12 protein-coding genes and 1 tRNA gene are annotated in these 16,597 nt (G+C 41.4%); 7 read left to right on the top strand and 6 right to left on the bottom strand.

The window, feature by feature from the left end; translation table 11 throughout:
- Window positions 1–450 precede the first annotated feature (450 nt).
- Window positions 451–1,659, top strand: a complete 1,209-nt coding sequence (locus ACWXWT_RS15905) for a porin (protein WP_456042558.1) — start codon at window positions 451–453, stop codon at window positions 1,657–1,659.
- A 175-nt stretch (window positions 1,660–1,834) separates the two neighbouring features.
- On the opposite strand, the gene ACWXWT_RS15900 is transcribed toward ACWXWT_RS15905, so the two are convergent.
- Together ACWXWT_RS15900 and ACWXWT_RS15895 are read right to left on the bottom strand one after the other, a co-directional pair.
- Complete coding sequence (locus tag ACWXWT_RS15900; RefSeq protein WP_456042557.1) at window positions 1,835–2,344, bottom strand: peptidylprolyl isomerase; 510 nt, start codon at window positions 2,342–2,344, stop codon at window positions 1,835–1,837.
- 77 nt (window positions 2,345–2,421) lie between these two features.
- A complete protein-coding gene (locus ACWXWT_RS15895; protein ID WP_456042556.1) occupies window positions 2,422–3,759 on the bottom strand; it encodes a M20 metallopeptidase family protein in 1,338 nt (445 codons plus the stop codon).
- A gap of 144 nt (window positions 3,760–3,903) precedes the next feature.
- Between ACWXWT_RS15895 and ACWXWT_RS15890 the strand changes: the two genes are divergently transcribed.
- Both ACWXWT_RS15890 and ACWXWT_RS15885 read left to right on the top strand, forming a co-directional pair.
- Window positions 3,904–4,422 (top strand): GNAT family N-acetyltransferase, encoded by a 519-nt coding sequence (locus ACWXWT_RS15890; RefSeq protein ID WP_456042555.1) that lies wholly within the window; start codon window positions 3,904–3,906, stop codon window positions 4,420–4,422.
- A 767-nt stretch (window positions 4,423–5,189) separates the two neighbouring features.
- A complete protein-coding gene (locus ACWXWT_RS15885; RefSeq protein WP_456042554.1) occupies window positions 5,190–7,085 on the top strand; it encodes a sensor domain-containing phosphodiesterase in 1,896 nt (631 codons plus the stop codon).
- Window positions 7,086–7,190: 105 nt separating this feature from the next.
- Here the strand turns inward: ACWXWT_RS15885 and ACWXWT_RS15880 are convergent, their stop codons facing one another.
- The 3 genes from ACWXWT_RS15880 to ACWXWT_RS15870 all read right to left on the bottom strand — a co-directional run bounded on the left by ACWXWT_RS15880 (window position 7,191) and on the right by ACWXWT_RS15870 (window position 11,800).
- Window positions 7,191–8,387 (bottom strand): FAD-binding oxidoreductase, encoded by a 1,197-nt coding sequence (locus ACWXWT_RS15880; RefSeq protein WP_456042553.1) that lies wholly within the window; start codon window positions 8,385–8,387, stop codon window positions 7,191–7,193.
- A gap of 114 nt (window positions 8,388–8,501) precedes the next feature.
- A complete protein-coding gene (hcp, locus tag ACWXWT_RS15875) occupies window positions 8,502–10,160 on the bottom strand; it encodes a hydroxylamine reductase (RefSeq protein WP_456042552.1) in 1,659 nt (552 codons plus the stop codon).
- A 653-nt stretch (window positions 10,161–10,813) separates the two neighbouring features.
- Window positions 10,814–11,800, bottom strand: a complete 987-nt coding sequence (locus tag ACWXWT_RS15870) for a DUF4382 domain-containing protein (RefSeq protein WP_456042551.1) — start codon at window positions 11,798–11,800, stop codon at window positions 10,814–10,816.
- 287 nt (window positions 11,801–12,087) lie between these two features.
- On the opposite strand from ACWXWT_RS15870, the gene ACWXWT_RS15865 reads away from it, so the two are divergent.
- Complete coding sequence (locus ACWXWT_RS15865; RefSeq protein ID WP_456042550.1) at window positions 12,088–12,726, top strand: DUF3157 family protein; 639 nt, start codon at window positions 12,088–12,090, stop codon at window positions 12,724–12,726.
- 113 nt (window positions 12,727–12,839) lie between these two features.
- Here the strand turns inward: ACWXWT_RS15865 and ACWXWT_RS15860 are convergent, their stop codons facing one another.
- The gene (locus tag ACWXWT_RS15860; RefSeq protein ID WP_456042549.1) at window positions 12,840–13,100 is read right to left on the bottom strand and encodes a DUF5062 family protein; all 261 of its coding nucleotides are present in this window, start codon (window positions 13,098–13,100) and stop codon (window positions 12,840–12,842) included.
- Window positions 13,101–13,429: 329 nt separating this feature from the next.
- Here ACWXWT_RS15860 and ACWXWT_RS15855 point away from each other — a divergent pair, with 329 nt between their 5' ends.
- From ACWXWT_RS15855 to ACWXWT_RS15845, 3 genes are all read left to right on the top strand, one after another.
- Complete coding sequence (locus ACWXWT_RS15855; RefSeq protein WP_456042548.1) at window positions 13,430–15,586, top strand: M3 family metallopeptidase; 2,157 nt, start codon at window positions 13,430–13,432, stop codon at window positions 15,584–15,586.
- A 202-nt stretch (window positions 15,587–15,788) separates the two neighbouring features.
- Window positions 15,789–15,878: transfer RNA gene (locus tag ACWXWT_RS15850), tRNA-Ser, on the top strand.
- Between the two features lie 293 nt (window positions 15,879–16,171).
- Window positions 16,172–16,420: a hypothetical protein gene (locus ACWXWT_RS15845; RefSeq protein WP_456042547.1), complete on the top strand. Its 249-nt coding sequence runs from the start codon at window positions 16,172–16,174 to the stop codon at window positions 16,418–16,420.
- The last annotated feature ends 177 nt before the right edge of the window (window positions 16,421–16,597 follow it).

The following is a 16,597-nucleotide window of genomic DNA, read 5'->3' as shown; positions in this document are numbered from 1 at the left end:
AAAGCATCTAACGAAGCATAAAGGACTTTGAAACCCGCCAGAATGGAGTCTCTCAAGTATTCCACTTCTGTGTTACATCGATTTAAAAGGCAACAACCATTTCTACATCAATGTGCCTTGAATTGAAAAACCTGAGAGACTCTGAACTGACCAGATATTTAATGAGATTGGTATAATACTTAACAACCCCACAAATTAAATAAAAAATCACATTAAATGCATAAGTAACCATAAGGCAACATCTAATTACAATTATCAACCAAATTAAAACCCTTTATTAACACAAATTTCACTAAGTCATTGAACAGCCCATTTTATGATATATATCGCCTTTTTGAGCATATTTCACTTTGTGAGTCGACAAAGGTTTTGCTACTCTCCGTCGCCCAATGGAAAGAATTATTAACGGACTAAGCTGTGCTTACTCAAACAACAAGACAAGAGATTAAAATGAATAAAACATTAGTTGCTGCATTAATTTCGACGATTCTTATCGCGCCTACAGCATCGGCAATCGAAATTTATAAAGATGATGCTAATGCCGTTAAAATTGGTGGCTTTATCGACGCACGAGTGATCAATACTCAAGGCGAAACAGAAGTCGTTAACGGTGCTTCACGTATTAATTTTGGTTTTAATCGTCAACTACAAAATGATTGGAAAGCCTACGCCTTATTAGAGTGGGGGGTTAATCCAGTGGGTAGCACAGACATTGTCTACAACAATCGCTTTGAGTCGATTCAAGAAGAGTTTTTCTATAACCGTCTTGGATATGTCGGATTATCTCACGATCAATATGGCAGTATCACAATTGGCAAGCAGTGGGGTGCTTGGTATGATGTGGTATATAGCACAAACTATGGCTTTGTATGGGACGGTAACACTGCTGGTGTTTACACTTACAACAAAGACGATGGTGCGGTTAATGGCGTTGGTCGTGGTGACAAAACAGTTCAATATCGAAACAGTTTTGGCGACGTGAGCTTTGCAGCGCAAGTTCAGTTAAAAAACAGCGAGTTCTACACATGTGATGTTGAAGACATCACTCAAGAAGCTTGCGAAGAATTATGGAATTCTGGCGCAGCAGAAGCACAACAAGTTGAATACAACTACACCTATGGTGGTGCCGTAACATACCAAGCAACAGACAAATTGGTATTAACTGCCGGTGTTAACCGTGGCGAATTTGATGTGACATTTGGTAATGGCCGCTCATCGACTGCTGTTGATCTTATTTATGGTGTGGGCATAACCTGGGGCAACTTTGACCAAAATGGATTTTATGCAGCTGCCAACGTAAACAAAAACGAAAATCATGATACCGATAATATCGGTCGATTAATTGATGAAGCCGTAGGTGTTGAATCACTGTTCTCGTACAAGTTTGATAACAACATCCGTGCATTTGTGTCTTACAACATTCTTGATGCTGGTAGCGATTACGTTATTCAACCTAACTACAACGCAGACCCAGATGACGTATTTAAACGTCAATTTTTGGTAATGGGTTTACACTATGTGTTTAACCCTGAAACGGTTGTATATATTGAGGCCCGTCGAGATTACAGTGACTTCACTAGTAACGACAAAGCACAACAAGCCAGAATGGAAGTGTCAGAAGATGACGGCGTTGCTATTGGTATTCGTTATACACTTTAATAGCAATCTCTCAGCTTAATTGCTGAAAAAGGTTCGGCATCACTGTCGAACCTTTTTTATTGCGCTGGCTTTTACTTAATTTAGCTAAAGGCAGCAAAGGGTAACGCAACGCAACTCATTAACCCGAAAATCTGTGCTAGATCTGCCTTATATTTAAACTAGCTCTACGCTAGATTTAAGCTATAGTCGGCTCATCAATAACAGTCACTTTCTCAATCACAATAGGCTCACGCGGCACATCATCATGACCCGCTATTGTAGTGGTTTTGACTCGCTCTATTTGCTGGATAACATCCATACCCGCAGTGACTTTTGCAAACACCGCATAACCCCAACCTGAATTGGTCGTTGCTGTATGATCTAAAAAATCATTATCGGCAACATTAATAAAAAACTGCCCTGTGGCTGAATGTGGTGCATCAGTACGCGCCATGGCTAATGTGCCAACACGATTTGTTAAGCCTTTATTGGCTTCATTAACAATAGGATCTCGATTTGGTTTTTCTTTCATTTTTGCTGTTAACCCACCGCCTTGCACCATAAATCCTTTAATGACTCGATGAAAAATCGTGCCTTCATAAAAACCATCTTGGCAGTATTTTAAAAAGTTTTTCGACGAAACAGGCGCGCGTTCCATTTCCAGTTCTACGCTAAAGTCACCAAGATTAGTGCTAAAAATAATCATATACAGCCCACGAATTAACAATAAGAATAGCGGCCATTATAACCGCTATTCTTATTTGCCTGCACAAAGGGTTTGAATTAATCCGCTTGCTTAAATAAGTCCATCGCGGTACGCGTCATCGCCCTCACCCCAGTACGAATAGTTAACGGATAATCTGGTGCAAACTGACTAGAATGTAAAGACGGCAAGGTATCACCAGACTCAACACTGGCGCGATATAAACTTGGCTCTACTCCGCCAAGCCAGAATAAGGTGATAGGGCGTTTTTCAGGTGTGAGTCCATACAAACCAAAGTCTTCGCCAGCCATTACCGATGGTGCCACCAACACATTATCACTGCCTAATTCGGCTTCAATACTGGCTTTAACCTTAGCGGCTAACGCTGGGTCATTATAAGTTGATGGAATCCTTTCATCATCATGCACATGCACTACGGGCATTAACTCATCAGGTAAACCTGCACTTATCGCAATACCCGTCGTAATACGGTTAATCGCCGCTATTTGTTGCTCACGAACCTTAGGGTTATATGAGCGTAATGTCAGCTGAAGCTTCACCTCATCTGAAATAATATTATGCTTTGACCCTCCATGAATAGAACCAATGGTCACCACATTAGGCTCTAACGGCGAGACTTCTCGACTAACAATAGTTTGCAGGGCAAGTACGGTTCGCGCAGCCAATACCACAGGATCGACAGTTGCGTGCGGATAAGCACCATGGCCACCTTTCCCCTTAATGCTAATATCAACCGAATCAACATTCGCCAAAGCATAACCACTTACAGTGCCGACTTTACCCGCAGGTATTGACGCACTTACATGTAAACCAATAATGCTGTCTGGTATTGGAAACTGGCTAAATAACCCCTGTTTTAGCATAGCCTTGGCCCCGCCCCCCACTTCTTCAGCTGGTTGAGCGACCATCATTAAAGTACCTTGCCAATCGGCTTTATGAAGCATCAGTTGCTGGGCGGTGCCAATTAAACTGGTCATGTGGATATCGTGGCCGCAGCCATGCATCACCCCAACAGTATTATTGTTCGCATTAAGGCTTGTTACCTTAGACGCATAATCCTTTCCTGTTTGTTCTGTAATGGGTAACCCATCAATATCTGCACGGATCATCACCACGGGTCCGTCACCATTTTTAAAAACGCCCACCACACCATACCCGCCAAAATTAGCCGTTACCTCAAAGCCCAATTGTTTCAGTTCTTTCGCCATACGTTGGCTAGTGGCTTTTTCTTGATATGACAATTCAGGATGTTGATGAAGGTGTAAATACAGTTGCTCAAGCTTTGGTAATGCTTTACCCACCGAGAGATCAAGATCGCTCGCGCTAGCAGTAAATGACAACGACGAAGCTGAAAACACTAACGCCAATAAGGGATACGCAACACGTAAGCAGGTCATATTATTATTCTTAATGGTCGGGAATTGAATATGCTAACCTAGCATAAGCTCAAGCTACTTTGTAATTCGTTTTAGATAATCTCAATTCGAATTAAGGGATAAAGAAGTTAAATCAATAGGGTTATATAAAAATAAGGAAAACCAATGAAAGTGATTACTGAAACACCAAGGTTGATTATCCGAGAATTTACCCTTGAAGATGCACCAGCAGTATTGCATTTTAATACACCAGAGCAAGTCAATCGTTACACTGGCGATGCAGGCGTATGTAATACCTTAAGCGATGCCGAAAACATCATTGGCAACATTTGGTTGGTGGAATATCAACAATACGGTTTTGGCCGTTGGGCTATGATGCTTAAAGACACCAATACTGTGATTGGTTTTTGTGGATTTAAAAATGAAACTCGCATTAATGCCGTCGATATTGGTTACCGGATCCATCCAGATTATTGGGGGAAAGGGTTAACCACAGAAGCGAACCAAGCCTGTATTGACTATGCCAAACAGCATATGGATTTAGACATAGTCTATGCTGATGTCGTTGATGCTAATAGTGCCTCGATAAATGTGGCCACCAAACTTGGCATGACCTACCACTCGCAATATCAAGAAGGAGAATTTACTGTTAATCGCTATGTTATTTCATTAAGCGCTGGCTAGCACTTTGCCTACTAAGCCAGAAAAATCCAGTTGATTAGCGCTTTCTTCCCCCATAAAACTAAACATTCGACTTATTTTGAGGCAAGCTTACATTCATATTTTAAGCACGTTTACCACGTTATAATACGACGTCTTATAATGTGTAAAAAAGTCATTTAATGGTTTGCTTATGGTCCAGGCTATGCAATGTAAAGTGGCCAACTTCATAAAAATAAATGAAAATCATCTAAACTTTAATCAACATTAAAACAAGATAGTCGTTAACTTATGCTCAATGCATTCAGGAGTCGCGCCACAAAATGAATGTTTTTCATTCAAAGTCAGTGCCGCAAATGGTTGCATCAGCTAGTTTATTTAAGTACTTTAAGGATAACAAATGCATAAATAAACGCCCTTAGGCCACATTTATGCTCAACATCGCTATCAAGCATATTGATAACGATGTGTGTAAAAGTATGAGATTCATGGATGAAGAGCTTCCATTGCGCTTAGCATAGCCCAAACCGTTACGCAGCAAAGACATGGACGCTTTTGAAATATCACTAGCCGTATTTCCCTTCATACCATCACCTCAACAAACCAGTTAAATGTTTTACAATAAACCTAAAGTTTTGATTAATAATTAAATATTAAAACCTCGGATAATAGTTGTAATAACCATATTTTACAGAGCAGCATACTATTAACCGTATTTTAATTGTTCACTCAATCGTACTGAGGTTTGCTTACTGATCTAGCAACACAATCAAGGAAGAGGTAATACGCTGTTGAAAAACAACACGATTGCAATACCGACAGAAATGCTAACGTCATGGCAAACCACGGTAGACCTCATTGCCAAAGTGGCTAAAGTGCCTGCATCGTTAATTATGAAACTTCATGCAGATGAAATGGAAGTGTGCGTCGCCAACACTAACCCTGCCAGCCCCTATACCCCAGGCATGAGAGACGAGCTTGGCTATGGTTTGTATTGTGAATCAGTGATAGCGAAACAAACAGCATTACACGTTAGCAATGCATTAAAAGACCCTATATGGTCGAAAAACCCCGACGTTGCACGTGGGATGATCTCTTATTACGGCTTACCACTCAACTGGCCAAATGGGGAGCCTTTTGGCACCATTTGTATATTAGACAAAACAGAAAATGGTTATTCTGCAGATCTTGTTATGTTGTTGGAATGCTTTCGTAAAAATGTTGAAAGCAACTTAGAAATACTCGATCAAAAGGAAAAACTAACACAAGCCAATTCACAATTAGAAACTCGGATTGCACAGCGCACTTTTGAATTAGAGAAACTGAATAGTGATTTAATGCAAGAAATCGACTCCCGAGTTGCGGCAGAAAAACTATTAGATATACAACAACGTTTTGATACGGTCACCGGATTACCCAAATTTAATCAGCTTGAACCCATATTTACTAAGCTGACGACAAAAAAAGAATATACCAGTATTTCTATCGTTCATTTTAGCATCACAAACTTAAAGGTAATCCAAGATGGCTTAGGCTATGACATGAGTGAAAAAGTGCGTAATTTAGTGGCCCAAATGCTACAACGCTTTATCACTAATAACGCCTGCCTTGCCACTGTCAGTGAGACCACATTTTGCATCATCATTGCTACTAAAAAGAAGATGTATGCCGATAAAGTTGCGGCTTTTTGCAGTCGGCTATGTCAACATTTTACCCAAGTAATCCATATTGACGAGTTTCCAGCATCCATTACCACGGCAATAGGGGTATCATTTTATCCCAACGACGGCAGCTGCTTTATGGACCTATCCAGAAAATCAAGTGCTGCGCTGTCACACTGCCAAAGAAGTAATAACAATGACTACAAGTTCTTTAATCCCCAAATGGAATCGGAACTGTCTAGCCGTATACAAATGGAATCATTATTAAGGGGAGCGCTTAACCGCGATGAACTGTCGTTAAATTATCAACCCTTTGTCGGCACCCAAAGTCAAAGTGTCGTTGGTGCAGAAGTGCTGATTAGATGGCACAACCCCACATTAGGTCAGGTTTCGCCAGTCGACTTTATTGAAAATGCAGAACAATCAGGACAGATCATTGAAATAGGTTATTTTGTATTAAGAAATGCGTTGAAACAATTAGCTTATTGGCGTGAGCTATATAATCCAAATTTTTATCTCGCGATTAATATTTCCCCAGTACAACTTAAAGACAGCTACTTGGTAGATAAAATCGTTCAACTGCTTGAGCTATACCAAATACCAGGACATCTACTTGAAATAGAACTCACAGAGAATGCATTAATACACGATGCTGCACATGCTCAAGAGATATTGAGTAAATTACATCATCATGGGATCCGCTTGTCTTTAGATGATTTTGGTACCGGCTATTCATCGCTCAGTTATCTGCAAAACTACCCATTTAATTCGGTTAAAATTGATCGCAGTTTTATTCGCAACCTTGAACGTTCAGAACAAAGCCGGCAGCTAGTCAACACGATTATCGCAATGGCAAATAATTTACAGTTGTCGTTAGTGGCAGAGGGAGTTGAAAATCAATTTCAAGCCGATTTTGTGGCTAAGCAAGGTGCTAACATATGGCAAGGTTATCATTTTGGAAAACCTGTCGATGCCAATGATTTTGCCAAACAGTACTTAATCCCTTCAATGACACCACTTTTTTAATCGACACGATTGCCTGTGGCCTACCCTACAACGGGCTTTCGCTCCGCACTTAGCATATAAGCCGACCGATACTAGGCCGCCTTATAGCCACTGCGGTAACACCCATCACATTTGTAAACGCACATTCGACGTGACTTTGGTTGAACAAGCCAACACAAAACCGGCTGCAATTTCGTCAGGTGTTAACGCCATTTGACTAGTTGATTTGACTGTTCCGGACACAACCTGACATTTACACGCGCCACAAACGCCAGAGCGGCAAGCGGCAATAATGGGTAATTTTTCAGACTCTATGCCATCCAATAGCGTTTGATCGCCCGTTAATGGAATATCTTTATCGCCAATGCTTAACATGAATTGCTCAGTTGATGCATTGCTTTCAGTTGCCGCTTTAACCCCCATAGCACTACTGTCACCAAAGCTTTCTTGATGAAACTGACTCATATCAAATTCGGCAGCCTCTAACAGTAATTTTACAGCCGCCATGTATGGCTCAGGCCCGCACACAAATACCGTGCGTTGTTGATAATCAGGCACCAACTTAGTTAAACTTTCTAAACTTAAGCGGCCACTGGCAACACCTGTAGCAGCATGTTTGTCGATTAAATTTTGCTTATTTTCATCAGACTCAAGTACATAATTAAGGTTAACTTGTTGGCCTCGAGATGCCATCGACGCCATTGAATCTGCAAATATCACATCGTCGACACTTTTTGCGCTGTGTACAAAAGCGATATCACTGTCGGTGGTGGTATCACATAACCAGCGCGACATTGAATGCATAGGTGTTACACCACAACCCGCACTTAAAAATAAGTACTTGTCGGCAACAATATCCACCAAGTTAAATACCCCATCAGGGCCAGTAACGGTGACTTCATCACCCACATTAAGCGACTCTGCTAAGTAATTTGACACTACGCCACCAGCAATCTGCTTAATCGTTACCATTATTGAGAACGGCCGTGAAGGCGAAGATGAAATGGTATAACTGCGGTAAACTTTTTTCCCCTTAATATCTAACTTAAAAGTAATAAACTGCCCCGGTTTAAAATTAAACTTAACTGGTGTTAAGCCTTGAAACCGAAAACTGACTACATCGTGGGTTTCATTCCACTTTTCAACACAGCGTAGTGGCACCTCACCCCGTTGCCAGCTATCTGCCGCCAAAAGTGCCTTCGGGCTTACTTGTGCAGCCTGTTCCGCCGCAGGCGGAGCATCGCTTACCGAGGCTATAGGTTTAGCCGCTTGAGCTGAAAGCGCTTGTGAAAATGAAAAACCAACAGAGGGAGTACTACTCATTTTGATACCTTTAACGCAGTAAAAAAGAGAGGTGGCGATATGGATAAGGCCATATCGCCTTTAATCGTTATCGTGCAAATGAGCAGGGCTTAAATGCACGATTTTTATGGCTGATTACGCCACGTTCATCATCGCTTTTAGGTCAGACTCAACATCGGTAGTAGTACGTAAACCAAATTGCTGCTCTAAAATATTAGCGAGGTTTTCAGTTAAGAACCCTGGCGCACTTGGACCTGTACGGATGTTTTTAACCCCTAGCGATAACAAGGTTAATAACACCACAATCGCTTTCTGCTCAAACCAAGACAACACTAAACTCAATGGTAAATCGTTTAGGTCACATTCGAAAATGTCTTTTAACGCTAATGCTAACTGAATCGCAGAATAAGCATCATTACATTGGCCCACATCAAGTAAACGTGGCACACCGTTAATGTCGCCAAATTCCAATTTATTGAATTTGTACTTACCACAGCCTAAGGTCAAAATGATTGAGTCATCTGGCACTGATTTAGCTAAGTCAGTAAAGTAGCTACGCTCAGCTTTGTCGCCATCACATCCACCAATTAAGAAAAAGTGCTTAATAGAACCATTCTTAACGTTTTCAACCACTGTTGGTGCTGCAGCCATAAGCGCATTACGGGCAAAACCAATGGTGATCAGGTGTGGAATTTCATCATAAGCAAAACCTTCAAGCTCAAGCGCTTTATTAATCACTTCGCTAAAATCTTCACCTTCAACGTGAGTCACACCAGGCCAGCCGACAATACTACGAGTATAAATACGGTCAGAATATTCACCTACGTTAGGGTCAATAATACAGTTTGAGGTCATCACCACTGCACCAGGGAAAGTGGCAAATTCTTTTTGCTGATTCTGCCAAGCGCTACCGTAGTTACCCACTAAATGTGGATACTTTTTAAAAGCTGGGTAAGCAAGTGCTGGCAACATTTCGCCATGAGTAAATACATTAATGCCCTTACCTTCGGTTTGCTCAAGGATAAGTTCTAAATCTTTCATGTCATGGCCAGACACTAAAATGGCCTTACCTTTAACAGACTTGGTGTTCACTTGCGTTGGCTCAGGGTGGCCAAATGAAGTGGTTTCGCCTAAATCTAACATCGCCATAATGCGATAGTTTAATTGGCCAATTTCCATTGCGGTAGCAAATAACTTGTCGGCATCAACAGAGTCTTCACCCAAGAACGCCATAATTTTATGGAACTCTGCAGCCACATCCACATCAGTTTGATCTAATACGCGCGCATGCTCCATATAAGCTGCCGCGCCTTTTAAACCGTATAAACATAATAAGCGTAAGCCCAGAATGTCTTCATGTACGTCACCGCGATTAAGCAATGCAACGGGTGCTTGAGCTAAAATTTCAGGCTTTGATGTGGCAAGCAATAACTCGCCTTGCGCGCTGACCATTTCAGGTTCAACACCTTTGCCTTTACACGCTGCTATATACGCCGCTTTTAATTGGTCACGATAAGTTTGCGCTTGATAGGCATAATCAATCAAACGTTCATCATCAAAGTTAACGTTTGTCAGTGTGGCAAAAAAGGCCTTAGGTACAAACGTGTCAATGTCGCTGTCTACAATACCAAACTCACGCGCTTTAATTGCGTAAGCAGACACGCCTTGCAGCATGTAAATTAATAAGTCTTGAATATCAGACGTCGACGCTAACTTGCCACACATTCCTTGCGTGTAGCTACAACCGTTACCTGCAGGGGTTCTAATGGTTTGCTCACATTGCACACAAAACATAACTCTACTCCTAAAATATTATTCATGCATAAATTTTACATGTTAAGGATGAGTTTACTCTTTACTCTGTAAATCAAAACCCGTTTTTACCACCAATGTTAGATTTTATGAACTACATCACCTTCAGTGATTACTAATATTCACTGATGTTTATTTGGTCATTAAGAGGAAGGTTGCGGCGATGATGACACGTTAAAGACGGTTACCTATATCGACATAAATCAGCATAGAAACAGGTAAACCCAACTAAAAAGCAGTAAGGCAGACATCATTGATAATATGTCTTACAGCTTTTTAGTTGACTGACCAAATCATATTTGTAAAAAGTCTACTTAATGAATAATACCAATCCTGATTAAAATAGGATCTATTTTAGGCTGCGTCACTAGGCCCAGTACAATGAAAATGGCTGTAGGTGTAGCCCTCGACATCAAAATCATTTGAAGCCGTAATGGGGGTTGTGACACCGCCCCGAAGGGCGAATTTATCAGCGTGGTCCTCTTTGTTAGCCTTTCTTAACGTACGACTGCATGGATGCAGGAGGTAGAGCAACGCAGGAGCAGTTGCCGAGAACGACTAGGTCTTCAAAAGGCTGCCTTGAATACCTCACTGATAATTTTAGCTAAAAGAGCAAATTATGATGCGGATTGGTATTAACCACCATGACCACCATGGTGCCCACCATTACCATTGCCACACTCATGCACTGTTTGTTGTCCACCTAGTGGGCCAGACTCAATCGTTATAGCGCCTGCATTCTCATACATATAAAATGGTCCTGAGCTCACATCATCGGCAACGGGATCGTCTACATGACCTAAACAGCTATAACCCACGGTGTACTGTCCTTCTGGCAAGTAACCCATTGCAAAATACCAATCTCCGTCAGCAGTTTGCATCAACCGGCTTACCGATATTGGAGCCGTTAAGCCTGCGGGGGGCGTAGTCCCCATATCAGCCATTTGATCTATTGCGGTGACGCTGTCAGGGTACAAATAAGCTAAATGATAAAATTGTCCACCTAAAGGAGTGAGAGCAGCGTTATCGGTTTCACAATCAGCAACCCATTGCGAGTCAACCTCTCCAATTAAATGCCCCATTTGAGTGTTATCAACCGACCACATTGCCCGGTGACGTAATTGGTATTGTTCTTGATCCCTTAACAAACCACGGTACACGTTTATTTCTAACGTCATTTCACGCTGCTGATTAGCAATAATCTCAATATCTTCAAGCGGCAAGTAACCATTTTCCACGAGTAAACTATGACGACCTTGACCATCTTCGACGTAACAGCCTTGATTACCATTCCCTTGTGTAACCGTTATATGTACATCATGGTATTGGCCCACAGGTAAGTCGATATTATCAATAACAAGGTGCCTATTCATGCCTTGGTAATCAAGCAAGTTAAACGCCATATTTTGCAAACTATAACGATGTATTTCACCTGCAGAGTCGGTCATTACAAGTTCATTCATCACTAGCCCTAACTGGGATACTCCAGCCATAGGAGCATCTGACACTCCTAAAGAAAACTGCCCTATAGGGATTATCTCATCGGTTGTACTGTCGCTTCCACCACAAGCGCCCAACAATAAAACAGACGACAACATTAATACTGAATAATACGTTTTCATTACACGTCCTCAATGTATTTGAAACAGGATCAATACTACTCACAAAGAGGTATTAAAACTTGATCGACATCAACAAACAGCGTTTAACTTAGTATGATTTTTAACCAAAACATAACAATTTAAGACGAACTAATGCATAACCTATCAACAGCGAAACCTGCATCAACCATCGCGCAATAACATGCAGGTCAACAATGTGAATGTCGAACTACACTTTATTTCCATTTTAAGGGAAAAAGTACGTAGAATGAGACAAAGCATTAGACACTTTTAACTAGGATGAATAGATGAGAACCACACTCAATGCGATAGCATCAGCCCTCTTTTTATTTCTTACTCCAGCAGCAATGGCCGCCGATGTTGCCGTTATTACCTTAGAAAACGGTGCCAATGTTCGTCTAAAAGACGACTTCACATGGGAATACATCATCACAGAAACCATCTCCAAACCAGCAGCAATAACGCAAACATCCGTCACTCGAACGGTAGAAACCGTGCCAATGTTACCCGCTGCTAACTCAACAACAACGCCTTCTGTTGCACCTACAACAGCGACTACCCGCTTAACCGCAGCCGCAATGGCACAACCCACATTAATGGGAAGCGCAGCAAAAGAAGGGATAAAAATCACCCTTGCAGATACTCAATGGAAAGGTGATAAGCTCGGGCTGGTGTTTGATTTTGAAAGCTCTAGTAGCGACCTCGTTACAGTTGTTAATGTTGAAGCCAGCTTTTTTAACGACCAAGGTAGCTTAATTAAAACAGAGACAATAGAAGCCTGGGAAGCCATTTTCCGCATGCCAGAAACCTATTTACGTAAAGGTCAGCACCGTCAAACACCGCCCCTATGGGTTGAGGGTATAGATAAACAACAATGGCAACAAAAGCTCATAAGCCTAAAAATTGTTGAAATAGAATCGCGCTAAACCATAAGTTAACCCCATAATTAATGAATGATAAAAATGGTTAACTCCGCTCATTAAAAAGCCCAAATGAAATCGTTTTTCATTTGGGCTTACGTTATGTAATAAAGACTAAATTAATTCAATAATTCATGATCTTTCGGTAACTGTTTACTGATCCACAAAATCAATTTATGTTTGCGATTTGGACCGTCATCTTTATCTTCGGCTAAAGGTTGAATCAACTTGTCTTGCACTAATAGACGGTAAATACATTCCACTTTATCTTTCGGTGAAATACCTTTGCCAAAATCATCAAAACCACGCTTTTGCGCGTACCCCACACCAATCTCCATTGCGAGCTTGAGCAATTTTGTATCGTGTTTACCCGCTTTCATCTATCACCCTCATCGTACGAATCTATGACTATTAAGCTACGCGAATATCAACAAATTGCTACTAGAATTACAGCCCAAAAGCTTCAAAACCTTACAAACATCACTATTGCTAAGTTTAGTTACAAAAATTAATCTTAGTTAATCGCTTTACCCTATGCGACAAGGCGTAGGCTTGGTATTGTATGGGGTTATACCAACCCGTTGAGCAATAGCTTATTTTTGAGCTTGGTACTATTTCATCACGTTTTTATTGTCACTGTTCTTCGCGATAACCACATTACGAATAGACATAAAAACACCTAAAAGGGCCCAGACCCAAGGATATTTCAATGCGTAAAACTCTAATTACTACTGCCGTCAGTGCGGCATTAATCCTCAGTGCATGTTCAGAACAGCCAACAGATACAGCAAAAACCAGCAAAACAACCTCAGATGCACCAAAAACAATGACCAAAGCACCTGACACTGTCGACAATGTTTTAGTAACGCCAAGCCCTTTACAATATATGGCACCACAATTCGATAAACTAAAAGCCAGCGATTATTTACCTGCATTTGAACAAGGTATGAAAGAACACAAAGCTGAAATCGCTGCTATCACCAATAACCAAGACGCAGCCACATTTGACAACACCATTGTCGCACTAGAAAAAACCGGTGCAACGTTAGACCGAACTCAACGGGCATTTTTCAATCTTTCTGGGCTTATTTCAGATGACAACTTCATCAGCGTAGAAGAGCAAATAGTGCCTAAATTGACCGCCCACCAAGACAACATCTACCTTGATGAAAAACTGTTTGCACGCATCCAAGCGATTTATAAAAACAAAGCTGCGTTAAAAGGCGAAGATTTGCGCTTAGTTGAAGTGTACTACGACCGTTTCGTCCGCGCGGGTGCAGAACTATCGGTTGCCGACAAGACAAAAATGCGTGAAATAAACGGTGAACTAGCCAAACTTGAAACCAGTTTTTCGCAAAACGTATTAAAGTCGTTTAAAGATGACGTGATCGTAGTTGAAGATAAAGCCATGCTCGACGGTTTATCAGACAGCGACATTGCAGCATTGGCCGCTGCCGCAAAAGATGCAGGTAAAACGGGTTATATGATAACGCTAGTGAACACCACAACACAGCCGTTACTGTCTAGCCTTAAAAACCGCGATTTACGTAAACAGCTATGGGAAACCTCTGCGTATCGCGCAATGGACACCAATGCGCCATTAAACATCAAAATAGCCCAGCTACGTGCAGCAAAAGCTAACCTATTAGGTTACCCAACATGGGCGGCCTACTCTCTTGGCGACCAAATGGCTAAAACCCCCGAAGCGGTTTACGGCATTCTTGACGACCTCGCACCTAAAGCACTTGTTAAAGCCAAAGTTGAAGCGGCAGACATTCAAGCTGAAATCGCTAAAGACGGCAAAGACTTTACATTACAACCATGGGATTGGGCGTATTATGCTGAAAAAGTCCGCAAAGCTAAATATGACTTAGACGATAACCAAGTTAAACCCTATTTTGAAATGAACACCGTATTAAACGACGGCATGTTCTTCGCCATGAACAAGCTTTATGGCATTAGCATTAAACCGCGTAACGACTTACCGGTGTGGCATAAAGACGTAACCGCGTATGAAGTGTTTAACAAAGATGGTAGTTCTATTGGCCTATTCTACTTAGACCCATATGCCCGCCCAGGCAAACGCGGCGGCGCATGGATGGACGAATTAGTCAGCCAGTCATTCCTAAAAAATACCAAGCCCGTTGTCTACAACGCGCTGAACATCCCTAAGCCTGCAGATGGTCAACCTACGCTAATGACATTTGACGAAGTAAGCACCATGTTCCATGAATTTGGTCACGCTATCCACGGGCTGTTTTCACAAGTTAACTACCCAAGCCTAGCGGGTACTTTAACGGCACGTGACTTTGTTGAATTTCCATCACAAGCTAACGAAGACTGGAGCATTGACCCACAAGTATTAGCCAACTACGCCAAACACTATCAAACTGGCGAGCCAATTCCTGCAGAGCTATTAGCCAAAGTATTGAAGTCACATACCTTTAACCAAGGCTTTGGGACGGTTGAATACTTAGCCGCTGCACTTTTAGATATGGAATGGCACTCAATTACTGCAGACACCGACATCACCGATGTTGCCAGTTTTGAAAAACAAGCCTTAGCAAAACATGGGTTAGATTACGCCCCCATTGCACCGCGCTATAAAACCACCTACTTTAGCCACAGCTTCGGCGGCGGTTATGCTGCAGGTTATTACGCCTACCTATGGACTGAAGTGTTTGCTGCAGACTCGTTCTCTTACATGATGGCACACGGTGGACTCACTCTAGAGAATGGCCAAAAATACCGTGACACTATTTTGTCAAAAGGTAATAGCCAAGATCTCATGCAAGACTACATCGATTTTGCCGGTAAAAAACCTTCAACAGATGCGCTATTAAAGCGTCGCGGTTTGGTTCACTAACCCTTATTGATGTTACCGCCTCTCTTGTTCTGGCCATAAGCCCGCGAGAGAGGCTTCCCCACAATATTGTTGTTAAAAATGAATATAAAGGGCAAATATTGTACAAGCGAGAGCCTTTTTGTGTCATTTTGCACATTTGTTGCGCCATTAAACACTTCAAGGCTTTACATTTTCGTCAATACCCTTATTATTCACCGCGTTCGGAGGGATGGCAGAGTGGTCGAATGCACCGGTCTTGAAAACCGGCAACGGTTTATCCCGTTCTAGGGTTCAAATCCCTATCCCTCCGCCACATTCAAATAAAAAGGCCCGCTATTTATAGCGGGCCTTTTTATTTGGGCGAAAAATAGAGATTTAAACCCCGGGTCCTCTTCATTATAAGCAAGCTATCCCTCCACAATGTCCAAGAGCAATACGAAAAAGTATCATCAGACATTGCAGATTAATTATGGGTGTCACGATTAATTGCCCATTAATCAAAATAAATTTTAAAACGAGTAATTCTACAGGCTCGTTAGTTGTCAATTTAAGCGGCGTTTATTGGATATATCCTATAGTTAAAGAAAATCCAATACGAGGTGATTTATGACTGATAATAAAACGGAGGTTATGAATAAGAATAAACCAACAAGAGATGAAGTTGATATTCATAGAACTATAGTATTATGGCTTTTTTTAGCAACGTTGATATTTACTCTTTTACTCGCAATACCATTGGTCGTTGCAGAAATCATTCAAAAACCAATTTTTACAATACTTCCTGTTGTTGTATTTGCTGGAATCTTAGGTAGTTTTGTAAGTGCGTTAAAAAGAATTTACTCTTCAAATAATTAAGACACCCAAGATTGTTGGCTAAATATTGAGCGCTGAACTACACTTTATTTAAATAATTAAGACACCCAAGATTGTTGGCTAAATATTGAGCGCTGAACTACACTTTATTTACCCTTTCACAAACGGTAATTAAAGATGGCCAGACCAAGACAGACAATCGTTAGCCTGGAAGATACG

This window comes from Shewanella sp. A22 (assembly GCF_053850585.1).
The sequence above is the reverse complement of the archived record's forward strand: the minus strand, read 5'-3'. Positions and strand labels throughout refer to the sequence as shown.